The organism is Desulfosarcina widdelii (assembly GCF_009688965.1).
Classification (GTDB): Bacteria; Desulfobacterota; Desulfobacteria; order Desulfobacterales; family Desulfosarcinaceae; genus Desulfosarcina; species Desulfosarcina widdelii.
Genome location: NZ_AP021875.1, coordinates 440,497 through 454,573, shown reverse-complemented (window position 1 = coordinate 454,573; position 14,077 = coordinate 440,497). Strand labels below are relative to the sequence as shown.

At 51.8% G+C, this 14,077-nt stretch carries 8 protein-coding genes; 3 read left to right on the top strand and 5 right to left on the bottom strand.

The window, feature by feature from the left end; translation table 11 throughout:
• Positions 1-105 precede the first annotated feature (105 nt).
• The 3 genes from GN111_RS02150 to GN111_RS02140 are packed head-to-tail and all read left to right on the top strand — an operon-like array spanning position 106 to position 4,928.
• On the top strand, positions 106-2,262 hold the full coding sequence (locus GN111_RS02150; protein ID WP_155302169.1) for a hypothetical protein: 2,157 nt from the start codon (positions 106-108) through the stop codon (positions 2,260-2,262).
• 48 nt (positions 2,263-2,310) lie between these two features.
• Positions 2,311-2,868 carry a peptidase associated/transthyretin-like domain-containing protein gene (locus GN111_RS02145; protein WP_155302168.1) on the top strand — a complete coding sequence of 186 codons (558 nt, stop codon included), beginning with the start codon at positions 2,311-2,313 and terminating at the stop codon, positions 2,866-2,868.
• A 14-nt stretch (positions 2,869-2,882) separates the two neighbouring features.
• Complete coding sequence (locus GN111_RS02140) at positions 2,883-4,928, top strand: phospholipase C/P1 nuclease family protein (protein ID WP_155302167.1); 2,046 nt, start codon at positions 2,883-2,885, stop codon at positions 4,926-4,928.
• Positions 4,929-4,959: 31 nt separating this feature from the next.
• On the opposite strand, the gene asnB is transcribed toward GN111_RS02140, so the two are convergent.
• From asnB to rfbC, 5 genes are all read right to left on the bottom strand, one after another.
• On the bottom strand, positions 4,960-6,936 hold the full coding sequence (gene asnB, locus GN111_RS02135) for an asparagine synthase (glutamine-hydrolyzing) (RefSeq protein ID WP_155302166.1): 1,977 nt from the start codon (positions 6,934-6,936) through the stop codon (positions 4,960-4,962).
• A 331-nt stretch (positions 6,937-7,267) separates the two neighbouring features.
• Positions 7,268-8,365 (bottom strand): VanZ family protein, encoded by a 1,098-nt coding sequence (locus tag GN111_RS02130; protein ID WP_155302165.1) that lies wholly within the window; start codon positions 8,363-8,365, stop codon positions 7,268-7,270.
• 1,184 nt (positions 8,366-9,549) lie between these two features.
• On the bottom strand, positions 9,550-10,638 hold the full coding sequence (gene rfbB / locus GN111_RS02125; RefSeq protein WP_155302164.1) for a dTDP-glucose 4,6-dehydratase: 1,089 nt from the start codon (positions 10,636-10,638) through the stop codon (positions 9,550-9,552).
• A 444-nt stretch (positions 10,639-11,082) separates the two neighbouring features.
• A complete protein-coding gene (gene rfbD / locus GN111_RS02120) occupies positions 11,083-11,961 on the bottom strand; it encodes a dTDP-4-dehydrorhamnose reductase (RefSeq protein WP_155302163.1) in 879 nt (292 codons plus the stop codon).
• A gap of 918 nt (positions 11,962-12,879) precedes the next feature.
• Positions 12,880-13,443: a dTDP-4-dehydrorhamnose 3,5-epimerase gene (gene rfbC / locus GN111_RS02115; protein ID WP_155302162.1), complete on the bottom strand. Its 564-nt coding sequence runs from the start codon at positions 13,441-13,443 to the stop codon at positions 12,880-12,882.
• Between the last annotated feature and the right edge of the window lie 634 nt (positions 13,444-14,077).

The window sequence follows — 14,077 nt, the reverse complement described above, 5'->3', positions numbered from 1 at the left end:
CACCGTGCGCATCGGCATCTCTTTCAGCTCGAAGCGTGCAGAATCGTAGACCACGGGTGTCCGAATTAGGATACACCTCCATCCACCGAATCAACCGGGGGGAGCATGCACAAATCATCCACACTTTTTTTCCTGTCGATACTCTTTTTGCTTGTCATCGGACCAGCGGATTCCGGGGCAGCCGTGATTCACGAAACCGGTGATTTATCGATCAATGGCTGGCGGTTTCATTACTCCAAACATTCCTTTCGCGCGGACGATTCACCAGAGGCGTTCCTCGAGGTAAGGAAAAACCTATCCGGCCGCCCACCCCGAACGGGATTCATCGTCCTCAACCACAGGCGATTCCCTCTTAAGCGGTTTTTCCATTCACAAGAAGATACGCTTACCAGGAGAATCAAACTGCATCGTCACAACCGTTTACGGGTGTTTCTGTTTGGATCACCGGGCGCATCGATCTCCATTGTCATTCATGATTCGTCCGCAGCACCACTGCCCACGGTGGATTTCTCGGCAACCCCTGAAACCATAATGTCCGGATCGGCCATCATCCTTGCCTGGGCCACCACCCATGCGGACACCTGCCATATCGAACCGAACATCGGCTCCGTTGCAACGAACGGATCGTTGACGATTTCACCGGACACGACAACAACGTACACCCTTACGGCCACCGGGCCTGGCGGCAGCACATCGGCGACGGCTGCCGTTACGGTCAACCGGCCGGTGCCGACCGTCGACCTGACCGTTCGGCCCGGCGAAATCATTTTCGGAGCGTCGGCAGTGCTGCAGTGGTCCTCGACCAACGCCGATTCATGCCGGATCGATCCGGATGTCGGTGCGGTGGAATTGCAGGGGGAATTGTCTGTTTTTCCGACAGAAACAACGACCTATACCATTTCGGCAACCGGATCGGGGGGAAGCGCTTCCGCGTCGGTCCTGGTTGCGGTAACCCATCCTGAACCAACGGTGACCCTGTCCGTCGATCCACAGGAGATCGTTCAAGGTGGTACTGCGACACTGACCTGGACCTCGGAATTTGCTGAAACGTGTGCTATCGACCCAGACTTCGGTCAGGTCGAGCCCTCCGGTTCAATGCCGGTGTCCCCCGAAGAAACCACAACCTATCAAATTGCTGCGGCCGGTGCCGGTGGCACGACGACAGCCGAGGCAACCATCACCGTCACGCCTCCCCTTCCCACGGTTGAAATCACGGCCACGCCGACGACGATCACCCCTGGAGAAAAGGCGATCCTCAGCTGGACGTCGTCCCATGCACAATCCTGCGTCATCCAGCCGGACATCGGCATTGTCGATCCATCCGGCTCGATTTCCGTATCGCCCGCCGAGGACACGACTTACACCATATCGGCCAGCGGTGCCGGGGGGACCATGAGCAGTGCGGTGACAATTGCCATTCGCTCCCCCATCAGTCTTCAAATCCTCTCGCCGGTGGATGCATCCGTAGTGAACCGCCCGGATGTGCTCGTGCTGGGCACATTTGACAACAGCACCGGCAGTGAGACCGGCATCACCGTCAATGGCGAGGTGGCCACGGTCTACGGCAACCAATTTGTATTCAATCATCTGCCTCTGAAGGATGGAGAGAATACCATCACGGTAATGGCGACCGACATCAACGGGCAATCAGAAACCACTACCTCCACGGTCACCGCCGACATCCCCGAGCATTACATCCGACTGGTGTCCAACATCGAGTCCGGCAGTTCACCTCTCGAGGCCACATTGCAGATCAACGGCACATTCAGCATTGAAGATGCTACCTTGTCTTATATTGGAGAAACGCCCGAGGAATTGATGGAGATCGAACCGGACGAATATCAACTTCGTATGACTGAAAAAGGAATCACCTATCTGACTGCCGAGGCGGTCCGCGAAACGGTTGCCTACACCGACACCATGGCGATAGTGGTGGTAAACACGGATGAAATCGATGCCTTGCTTCAGCAGAAATGGTCGGGTATGAAAACGGCGTTGATATCCGGCGATATTGAACTCGCCTTGGAGGCGCATCATGAGCGTTTTCATGATAAATATCGTGCCATTTATCACGCCTTGGGCGATAATTTACCGACGCTTGCCGGCCAGATGCAGAATATAAGCATGATCAACTGTATTGAAGGCGGGGCGAAATACCGCATCCGGCAGGATCATGATATTGACGGCCAAATAGTCAGCATAACATACTATGTCTATTTCATCCGCGATGACGACGGCCTTTGGAAAATTGAAAAATACTGATTATCAAAACGCTTCATTTCACATCGGTTATCGAAAAGGAGAGACTCCTTGCGAAATCATGTAATCCTCATTCTATTAATTTCACTTTCGCTGGTTATGGGAGCTTGCACCATCACCCACAAGTTCGGTCCGTTTATGGGGAAGGTAGTTGATGCAGAGACCGGTGAGCCTATCGAGGGTGCGGTGATATTGATCGTTTTTACCATAGAGAGTAGCTCGCTCGGCGGAAGCGTCAATAGTTTTGCAGACGCCATTGAGACGCTGACCGATGCCCAAGGCGAGTTCAAATTCACGCCTAAACGAGTTAATTATTTCAAAATGAATGCGAGTTGGGACGACGATTGCCAGGTGTCGATATTCAAGCCCGGTTACGGCGCCTATCCTGGGCATCGACAAGCATACAGTTCATGGAAGAAAGATGAGCAATCCCTTGTCATTCCCGAAAACGAATACATAACTTACTACTTGCCAAAATTGGCAGATCTAAAAGAGAGGAAAAAAAATCGTTTTAACATAAGAGAACCCGGCGCTATTCCCATTGAGAAAATGCCAAATATGCAAAGATTACAAAGTGAAGAACGCGTTAATGTCGGCTTGAAGCCCTGAAACTGGAGAGAATAATGAGAATATCCAAAATCAAAATGGTTGTTTTATTGCTTTTATACTCGCTTATATTCAATCAGGGTAGTGAAGCCTACGACAACGAATATACCCATCCATACATAAACGAAAAGGCTGTAAAAGAAAATCCAAAAGTTAATACAATATTAAAAGAGTCCGTTGGCCTGACCGAAGGAATTGAAACGAAATTTTGTGGCAAAGAAATTTGGGAATGGATTCGCGATGGTGGCATTCAGGAAGATGAACCGGAGTGGCGATGCTTCAGACATTTTCACGATCCGTTGAATGCAAGTTGGGATGATGCCGGTTTGTTGTCCCTCTACAAGTCAATGATTTATTGGGCGCAAACACCCGATCCGGGGAACGACTATGATCTGTACAATGAGTATTCGTGGTTATTGGCAAGAGAATATTACCATCAAGCACTGCTGACTGGTTCAGAGGAACAATATGCCAAAACCTTTCGCTCCCTTGGGCAGTTGATGCACTTGGTGTCGGATGCGGCGCTCCCGGCCCATGTCAGAAACGACGCTCATCCTAAATTCTTTGAAGAAATAACAATATATGACGACTCGGACCCATATGAGAATTGGGTTGAAAATAACCACAAAAAGATAAAAAAAATAGAATATGAGAGGTTTACCGTCGACCAAGCTATCTTTGATATGGCTGTTGAAAATTCGTCGGCCCCCATCCCGATCTCAGCCCTCTGGGATCACGATGAATATCAAAAAGACGGATCCAACCTGCCCGATGGTTGGAATAATACCATCGGTTTAGCCGAATACACCAACGCCAATTTCTGGACGGAAGACACTCGCGATGATTACCCTCATCCGATCCTTTCCGATACCGACTACAAGGACAAGTGGCTCAATCCTGAAATCGTCGATGGCGAAGATGGTCAAGAGGACCGGCGTGTCTATTTTTCCAAGCAGGAAGGTGAGCCCATCGAACATTTTGTTGCCGCAGACTATTGGCACTACCAACTCTACATTTTCAATAAACCGGAAGTGAAATATTCGTTTTTTTTGGATGAAGAATGCCACAGGGACTACGCCGAAAAACTCATTCCACGCGCCATCGGCTACTCCGCCGCCCTGTTGGACTATTTTTTCCGCGGTCAAATGCAGGTTACGGCCCGCCCCTATTTTTATGACAACTCCCTTTACACCATCAATCTAAAGATCGAGAACACGACGCCATCCGAAGAGACGATGTCAGCGGGAACCTTCACGCTTGTCTTCCGGTACACCCCAGCTGGCGGGAGCCCGGATGGCAGTGACGACATTTTCGTACCGGCTTCCCAGCAAGCCGATTGCACCGAATTGCTGTTCAACGACTCCATGGATCTCTGGTTCTACCCCAGCGATGAGATCCCAATAGAGTGCTTGGATTCGGTAAAATGTACCCTGGCGTTTCAGGGCACCTTGGGCAATGAAACCGGTGCGGTGGTGGGCAAGGTATTTACTCCTGGCACGATCCTGTTCAACGAGGAATGGGATCAGGGATTGACCGATAGCCATCCGTGGGAATCGACACCAGACAGCCAGAACGAAGACAACGGTACGTCAACCAAAACCGTGGCAGATGGAAGGCTTACCATGGAACTGGTTCGAAATGCCGATTTCGAAACCGCTCGGGTCAATGATCTGTGGATGGATTTCACGGTCAACGGCAGCGAAGGGTTGTTAATCCCTGAGGGCACCGACCTGCAGTTCATCATCGAAGAAATGTCCACCACGTCTTCAGACAGCCCGGTCGCCAACCACATCATGGGTCTGAATTTCAACGAAGGACTGATGCTGCAGTATTCGGATCAGGGGCCCTATTTGTATTGGAATGACACCACGCTGTACCTGCAGTTCACCCCCGGTCAGATTATCGCCGACAACATCCATTCCCTATTTCAAAACGCGGGTATCAGCATCCCCGATCCGCTTTATCTCGAGGATATTTCCTTGCTGCAACAGGTTCACGATTCCGCTGGCGCGTATCAGCTGTTCATGGAAGTGGATGCGATTCGGCTGGTGGGTCCAAAATAAGAATAACGTGTATAGTCTTACGGTTAGTGTATCAGTCATATACCACCGGGGAGGGAACATCTTCGGCCTCATAAGCGGGAAAGCCTCTGACAAATTGCTGATCGAGCAGTTGCGTGGACAAAATGGCTACCAGGGCCATGTTCTCCCGTTCGCTGAGCAGGCTTCCCTGACGATTGCGGCACTTGGCCACCAGGCGGCCGACTTTATCGGCATTAAAATAGCCCTTGGCGCGAATTTGTTTTTCAGACAGCATCTCTTCAACATACTCCAGCCGGACATCTCCAAAAAAGCAGCGGCTGATGGGCGCACGATAGGGCTGCTTGGCCCGGTCGACCAGCTCGTCCGGAATCATCTTCCTGGCAGCTTGCTTGAGAAGAAATTTCTCGTCCAACCCGTGGATTCGAAAACGTTTGGGGACCCGGCAGGCAAACTCGATGACCCGGTGATCGAGGTAGGGGAAGCGCCCTTCTATGGAGTTAGCCATGGCCATGCGGTCGCCCTGGGACGAGAGCAAATAGTTGGAAAGAAAAATGCTGATTTCTGTGAACTGGGCCCGAGACACCGTACTCCAGCGCATGAAATCATTTGGTAGTTTCTCACAAAACCGCCCCACAAAGCTGTCCAGGGAGTTATCCGTCGGACGGAAACTGTCCGCCAGAAAGGTCTTCAACTGCGAGGTATTGTGCCATCGCAGCAGGTGAGAGTAAACCGGCGAATCCGTAGCAAGAAGGTCTTTTTTGAAAAAACCTTCCAGGAATTGCCGTGATCGGACGTTGGTACCGGAGAAAATGTAAGGATACAGCCTTTCCAGCAGCTTGGGCCGCTCTTTGGATTCCGGCTGGCGGGCCCAGAAACGGCGGATTTTGTCTTCCTTGAAGATGTTGTAGCCGGCGAAGATCTCATCCGCACCTTCACCGGTGAGAACCACCCTGAAGTTGCTTTGCCGCACCAGCCTGGAAAGCATATACAACGGCGCCGGCGCGGTCCGGATAATGGGGGTCTCGGTGTGCCAGATAATCTTGGGGAACAGGGCGCCGATGTCCGCTTCCGTGCAGCGCACATCCTGATGGTCGGTCTTCAGGGACCTGACTGCGATGGACTGATAGGAGGACTCATCAAAGCGGGTATCGGAAAAGCTGACCGAAAAGGTACTGAGCCGGTTGTTGAAGTTGCGTTTCACCAACGAACTGATGTAGGTGCTGTCGATCCCGCCACTGAGATAGGCGCCTACAGGCACATCCGCTCGCAGCCGGATCCGCGATGCGTCCAGTAGCAGCGACCGGAGTTCTTCCACCCAGTCGGCCAGGGAACGCTCTCCGTCGTCTTCATGGGCGAAGTCAGGAGACCAGAAGGATTGGACGTGCAGCCCTCCGGAATCGATCCGTGCCCAATGCCCGGGCAGCATCTGGTAAATATTCGTAAATGGCGTCAGTTCACGCAGGGGGGTCCAGCACGTGAAGACATCTGACAGGGCCACCGGGTCCAGTTGCCGCGGCACGGACGGGTCAACCAGCAGCGCCTTGATTTCGCTTGCAAAGAGGGTGCGGCCGTTCTGATGATGATAAAACAGCGGACGGATGCCCACCCGGTCTCGTGCCAATAGCACAGATTGTGTATTGGCGTCCCAGATGGCCAAAGCAAACTGACCGTTGAGCAGTGGGAACATGTCGGTTCCCTTCTCCTCGTACAGGTGGACCAGGACCTCGGTGTCCGTCTGGCTGTAAAAGCGATGCCCTTTGGCCTCCAGTTCGTTTCTCAACTCCGGGTAATTGAAAATCTCGCCGTTGAAGACGATCCAGACCGTCTTGTCCTCGTTGTGGAGCGGTTGATTCCCGGCGCTGCTCAGGTCGATAATGCTCAAGCGGGCGTGCCCCAGGCCCACCGGCCCGTGCATGTAGACTCCTGAGGCATCCGGTCCGCGGTGGTGCATCAGCGCCACCATGCGGGTCAGAAGATCCTGTTTATCTTCATTTCCCGTAAAGTTGATGATTCCAGCAATTCCACACATGGTCTGTCCCACCTCAATTTTATCGATCAATATCCGTTTCGGCGAACCTTTTTCAATCATGCCGGCCAAGTACAGGCCCAGTGTCCCATATTGGCAGTCGTAAACCGCCAACTCCATATCACGTTAAGCCATCGCTCCATACCTTAAAAACGATCTATCGAACTATGGCCGTCCGCCACCCTTTCAGGTATATCCCAAAAAAAGCAACGTTCTATTCAGCGGAGCTGACTCCTTTTATGCTCTATCCGTCTGTGTATGTCCGTGTACGTCCGCCTGCCCCGTTAAAATCACGACCGTGAAGAATGAAGCGATTTTAACCGGGATGGCTAATTCAGCGCCATGCCCTGCCCTTTCTCCAAATCTCGACTCCAATCCATGCCCCAAGGGTATTCAGCAGCAAATCCATCAGGCTGGACACCCGCATGGGTATCCAGGCCTGGGAAAGCTCGATGGACAGGCTCAACAACAGACACGCCAGTACGGCAAGCCAGCGCCCATGCCGGGCAAATGACCCCGCTGTACTTTGGATCAAACCATAGAAGACGATGCCCAGCGGCACGAAGCCCATCACATTGACCAGGGTGTCGAAAACCATTGGCCGGTTCCATCTGGCATGCAGTCCTTGAAGCCCGAGAAAGCTTTTCTCCAGAGCCACCAGCTTTCCAGGAACGAGGAGCGAGGGACCCGCGTCCTGGCCTTTCAAGGCATCGCTGGGGCTCGTGTTTAAAGAGAAAAGCAGCAGGGATAAATCCGGTTTTGAAGCTTCGAACGATCCACCGGCTGCCCATCGACGGTAGCGCTGCAGGATTGCCTGGCCGTCAAAGTCCGTCGCGGTAATCGCAAGTCCATGGAAAACGCCCCGCCAGCCGTGGGTGGCATGCACGGTATTGCCCACCACCAACCTCAGTTCCGGGCCGCTGTCTGGAATGGCAAGCCGCATATCCCTTTTCACATCTGCCAAAACGCCGTCCACATACAGGCGCGTGCCCTGTCTGCCGGAGACAACCGCAACGTAATGTTCTCTAATCGATGAAAAGATGTCTCTGGCAACCACCCTGGGCCGGCGCTGCCTGAAATCGTAGTCATCGCCGTTCATCGCAATCAGCGAATCACGATACTGCCAGATCACCAGTTGGCGGCTGTCCGCACCGTCGTGCATCACAACCAGGGGATTGAATCCTTGCAAGTCCCCACTTGCCGACGTGACAGCCATTTCAATGGTAAAGGATTCCAGGTTCCGATCCGCCCACTTTGCTCGCAGGTCTTCCACGAAAGCCATGCCATGGCCATGAAACCGGATGTCTGTTTTGTCCGTGATCCATTGCGCATCATTGGTCAAGGCCCCGCCCTTGGGCCGCAAACCAAAAAAAAGGGCGACCACTACCATAAAAATAGTGGCGACCGCCCATGCAAAGGATGATTTCTTCATCTACGGAGCTGCTTTTTCTTCTTCAAATTGTATCTGCTGCTTAAAAAAGTTTTTGCCACGAGGATCACAGAGTACACGGAGATCGAAAGGATCAAGGTTCTTATCCTTCATTCAAAATTCATCATTCATCATTATAAGTTGTTGTGCGGCCTTCGGCCGAAAAGCTTTTTATGGGACACGGATGAACGCGGATTGACGCGGATAAGGGCTGGATTAGCCACTGACAACTGACAACCAACCACCTGTTTCGGTATTCGACGTTCTTCTGTTTCCTGACTTCTGACTTCTGAATTCTTATTTTGATCCGTGTGTATCCGTGAAAATCCGTGTCCAATTCTATTTTTTCGGTTTTTCTTCTTGCTCTAAGCTCTTTGCACCACGCTATTTGCTATTTCCCATCTACGTTCCTTTTATATTTGCCACGGACACACACGAACACACAAGGACAAGATATTGCAGCCTGCGGCTGGAAGACCATTTATGGGACACGGATTTCCGCGGATGAACACGGATCGGGCGTAATAATTTCAGCTTCGCTGAATGGAAAACATTTTTGATCCGTGTGTATCCGTGAAAATCCGTGTCCAATTCTATTTTGTTGCTCTTCGCTCCAGACTCTCCGCTCTCCGCTCCAATCTCAATGCTCTTTTCATTCGATGTTCGATGTTGGACGTTCGATGTTCGACGTTCAGTTTTTATTGTTCCTCTCTCCACGCTCCCCGCTCTGTGCGATCCCAAATCTTATATTTCCAACCGCCAGGAACCTATAGCGCATCGCCTACCAGCGGACTACCGTTGTATAGTACACGGATGAACGCGGATGAACACGGATGAACACGGATCGGGCGTAATAATTTCAGCTTCGCTGAATGGAAAACATTTTTGATCCGTGTGTATCCGTGAAAATCCGTGTCCAATTCTATTTTTTCGGCTTTTCTTCTTGCTCTCAGCTCTTTTCATTCGATGTTCGATGTTGGACGTTCGATGTTCGACGTTCAGTTTTTATTGCTCTTTGCTTTTCCCCCCTTCCGATCTTCCCAGCTTCCGCTCTTCTGGCTTCACCCGCTCCCCGCTCTGTGCTGCCCCATATCCCCCATCGCATATCTCATATCCCATCACTCACAACAAATATAACCAATCCAACCAACTCAACCAATCAAACGCTCTGCGCTCCCCGCTCTTCACTACCTCTCCCCATAATTCGTCTCAATCCAGTCCCGATAGGCACCGCTGGTAACGTTGGCGACCCACCCGGCATGGTCCAGGTACCATTGAACGGTTTTGCGGATGCCGCTTTGAAATGTCTCTTCGGGCTGCCAGCCGATTTCGGCCTCGATTTTGGCAGCGTCGATGGCGTAGCGCCGGTCGTGTCCGGGTCTGTCGGTGACGAAAGTGATCAGCCGGACGTATCCCTGCCCGCTTTCGCGGGGTGCCAGCTCGTCCAGAATGCTGCACAGGGTGTGCACCACGTCCAGATTGGTTTTCTCGCTTCTCCCACCGATGTTGTACACGCCGCCGGGAATGCCCTTTTCCAGGACATCCAGTATGGCGCGGCAGTGATCGGTTACGTAGAGCCAGTCCCGAATGTTGGCCCCGTCACCGTATACGGGAATGGGCTTTTCAGCCAGGGCATTGTGGATCACCAGGGGGATCAATTTTTCCGGAAATTGGTAAGGGCCGTAGTTGTTGGAGCAGTTGGTGGTCAGGGTCGGCAGCCCATAGGTGTGAAAAAAGGCCCGGACCAGGTGGTCCGATGCTGCTTTGGATGCGGAATAAGGGCTGTTGGGCGCGTAGGCCGTCGTCTCCGAAAAGGGCGGATCGTCATCTCCAAGAGAACCGTAGACTTCGTCGGTGGATACGTGCAGAAAGCGAAAAGCGGATTGTGCTTCGCCCTGCAGCTCTTGCCAGTAGTTGCGCGCCTCCTGCAGCAGATTGAAGGTGCCGACCACGTTGGTCTGGATAAAGTCGTCCGGCGCGGAGATGGAACGGTCCACATGGCTTTCTGCGGCAAAATTGACGATGGCCGCCGGTCGGTGGGTCCGGAGCAATTCGGCCGCCAGCTGCCGGTCTCCAATGTCGCCCTTTACGAAGATGTGGCGTGGTTCGTCGGCCAGTGCCGCCAGGTTTTCCAGGTTTCCGGCATAGGTCAGTTTGTCCAGGTTGACCACGGTGCTGCCACCGACTTTCAAGGCGGCATGCACAAAGTTGGCGCCGATAAAGCCGGCCCCTCCCGTGACGATTATCGTGTTTTCACTTTTCGTTACATCGCTCATTTGTATGGTACTCGCATTTTTTCTCTGCAGCTTATACGTAGTGCTCGTCAAAAATCACCGGCCACCCGCTTAGCGGATGGTTTGATGAAGCCCCCTTCGAAGGGGGCTGAAATCTAAACGTCGACCGTCCAACATTGACCAGTGTTTCTTCTCTCGCCCGCTTCGCTCGGGGGCGCAGAGACACAAAGGTGTTTTTTGGGCATTCGCCCAACCGTTCCGTTGTTCCCTCTCTGTGGCCTCTGCGGCTCTGCGGGAGATTGCTTTTTATCGAATGAAGGAGCGAAGCGATCTCCACATTCGACTTTGAACGTTCGATGTTCAATGTTCGACGTTCATAAGAATTTACCGATTGAAGGTCTCGCTGGACCGGTCCGAAACGCTTCGGGTCGCTCGGGCATACCCCCTATGTTTAATTTACTGCAATTGGCCATTTCTGAATGGTCACTATGTGTACAATCCATCGACCATCAGATCCAGGCTGTCCTTCCAGTCCACCATTTCGATGCCAAAAGATTCAGTAAAGCCGGTACAGTCCAAGGCCGAATACGCCGGACGCGGCGCCGGTGTCGGGTACTCTTCCGTTGTAATGGGGACAATTGTCTCAACCTGGAACTTCTCGTACCTGGACGCCGATTGAATCGTCTGCCGGGCCAATCGGTGCCAACTGATAATCCCCTTATTGCAATAATGAAACGTTCCCCAAGGCAAATCCTGGTTCTTCATACACGGTTTTGTGATCTGTAGTATGGCGTCCGCCAGGTCGCCGGCATACGTCGGGCATCCGTATTGATCGAACACCACGCGCAGTTCCTTTCTTTCCCTGGCCAGCCGCAGCATGGTTTTTACGAAATTGTTGCCGTGAATCCCATACAGCCAGGACGTGCGGATGATCACGTGCCGATCCAGCCGTTCCCGCAAAGCCTTTTCGCCGGCGGCCTTGCTTTGGCCGTAAATTCCAAGTGGATCGATGGGATCGTCCGGCGTATACGGTGAAGTCGCCCTCCCGTTGAAAACGTAGTCGGTGGAGATGTGGATCAAGGGCAGGTCATGTTCCCTGCAGGCATCTGCCAGATGCGCAACGCCATCCCGATTTACGGCAAATGCGGTGTCCACATCGCATTCAGCCTTGTCCACCGCCGTATAGGCCGCCGCATTGACCACTGCGGCCCAGCGCTTCCGACCAACCAGTTGATTGAGGGCTTCGGCATGGGTCATATCCAACTCGGGCAAATCCACGCCCACCGTTTTGATGTCGTGATTTTCCGCGCTGCGTTCCAGCGCCCAGCCCAGTTGGCCTTTATTTCCGATTATCAGAATGGTCATTGTTTATAAGATCCTATTTTTTTGCCACGGACACACACGAACACACAAGGACAAGATATTGCAGCCTGCGGCTGGAAGACCATTTATGGGACACGGATTTCCGCGGATGAACACGGATCGGGCATAAAAATTTCAGCTTCGCTGAATGGAAAAAGATTTTTCATCCTCGTATATCCGTGATAATCCGCGTCCAATTCTAATTTTTCGCTTTTCTCTCCAGACTCTCCGCTTCAATCTCCATGCTCTTTTCATTCGATGTTCGATGTTGGACGTTCAATGTTCGACGTTCAGTTTTTATTGCTCCTGTCTCCCCGCTCTCAGCTCTCAGCTCTATGTCCCTATCCCACATCTCATACCTCATATCCAACCAACTCAACCAACTCAACCAACCCAACCAATCCAACCAACTCAACCAACAAACCGCTCTTCTTTCCCCGCTCTTTTCATTCGATGTTCGATGTTGGACGTTCGATGTTGGACGTTCAGTTTTTATTGTTCCTCTCTCCCCGCTCTGCGCTATCCCAAATCTTATATTTCCAACCGCCAGGAACCTATAGCGCATCGCCTACCAGCGGACTACCGTTGTATAGTACACGGATGAACGCGGATGAACACGGATTGGACATAAAAATTTCAGCTTCGCTGAATGGAACCATAATTTTTATCCGCGTGTATCTGTGAAAATCCGTGTCCAATTCTATTTTTTCGCTTTTCTCTCCAGACTCTCCGCTCCAATCTCCATGCTCTTTTCATTCGATGTTCGATGTTGGACGTTCGATGTTGGACGTTCAGTTTTTATTGCTCTTCGCCCCCTCTTCGGATCTTCCCAGCTTCTGCTCTTCGAGTCTCTCCCGCTCCCATCCCACATCGCAGATCTCATATCCCATCGCCCCCAACAAATTCAACCAATCCAACGAATCAAACCAATCCACCAAACACTGGCAGGTTCTTCTCATCCACATCCCGCAGCCGTGGATAACGTGCATCTTTTTCTGACAACAACGGCTTTTCAATTGGCCATTTAATGCCAACATCCGGATCATCCCAGGCGATGCCGTGTTCCGCATCGGGCGCGTAATATTCGCTGCACTTGTAGGTGAACAGGGCGTCTTCGCTCAGGACGCAAAACCCGTGGGCAAATCCTTGGGGCACAAAAAGCTGCCGGTGGTTTTCAACCGACAGCACCACCCCTTCCCACTGACCGAAGGTCGGCGACCCTTTTCTCACGTCGACCACAACATCCAGCACCTCTCCCCGGACCACGCTTACCAATTTGGCCTGCCCGTGGGGGTGCTGGAAGTGAAGGCCCCGCAACGCATCTTTTTGGGAGTAAGAGATGTTGTCCTGCACGAAATTGCAGCGGATTCCGTTCTCTTTGTACCGCTCTGCCTGAAACGTCTCAAAAAAATACCCACGCGGGTCATGGAATATTCTGGGGCTAATGACAACCACTTCATCAAATTTCGTCGAAAGAATTTCCATCCCCTACCTTTTCCATCTATTATTTGCCACGGACGGACAAATATGATTTTGAATTCTTAGTTTTGAATTTTTAATTATCGATCGGCTGAATATCTTTTGATGGGACACGGATGAACGCGGATTGACGCGGATAAGGGCTGGATTAGCCACTGACAACTGACAACCAAACACCTGTTTCGGTATTCGACGTTCTTCTGTTTCCTTACTTCTGACTTCTGAATTCTTATTTTTCATCCTCGTGTATCCGTGAAAATCCGTGTCCAATTCTATTTTTTCGGTTTTTCTTCTTGCTCTAAGCTCTTTGCACCACGCTATTTGCTATTTCCCATCTACGTTCCTTTTATATTTGCCACGGACACACACGAACACACAAGGACAAGATATTGCAGCCTGCGGCTGGAAGACCATTTATGGGACACGGATTTCCGCGGATGAACACGGATCGGGCGTAATAATTTCAGCTTCGCTGAATGGGAAAACATTTTTGATCCGTGTGTATCCGTGAAAATCCGTGTCCAATTCTATTTTGTTGCTCTTCGCTCCAGACTCTCCGCTCTCCGCTCCAATCTCCATGCTCTTTTCATTCGATGTTCGATGTTCGATGTTGGACGTTCGATGTTCGGCGTTCAGTTTT

Bases quoted from the DNA above. Each gene is read 5' to 3' on its own strand.
- asnB (WP_155302166.1), bottom strand. From the start codon at position 6,936: ATGTGTGGAATTGCTGGAATCATCAACTTTACGGGAAATGAAGATAAA.
- GN111_RS02130 (WP_155302165.1), bottom strand. From the start codon at position 8,365: ATGAAGAAATCATCCTTTGCATGGGCGGTCGCCACTATTTTTATGGTA.
- rfbB (WP_155302164.1), bottom strand. From the start codon at position 10,638: ATGAGCGATGTAACGAAAAGTGAAAACACGATAATCGTCACGGGAGGG.
- GN111_RS02140 (WP_155302167.1), top strand. From the start codon at position 2,883: ATGAGAATATCCAAAATCAAAATGGTTGTTTTATTGCTTTTATACTCG.
- rfbD (WP_155302163.1), bottom strand. From the start codon at position 11,961: ATGACCATTCTGATAATCGGAAATAAAGGCCAACTGGGCTGGGCGCTG.
- rfbC (WP_155302162.1), bottom strand. From the start codon at position 13,443: ATGGAAATTCTTTCGACGAAATTTGATGAAGTGGTTGTCATTAGCCCC.
- GN111_RS02150 (WP_155302169.1), top strand. From the start codon at position 106: ATGCACAAATCATCCACACTTTTTTTCCTGTCGATACTCTTTTTGCTT.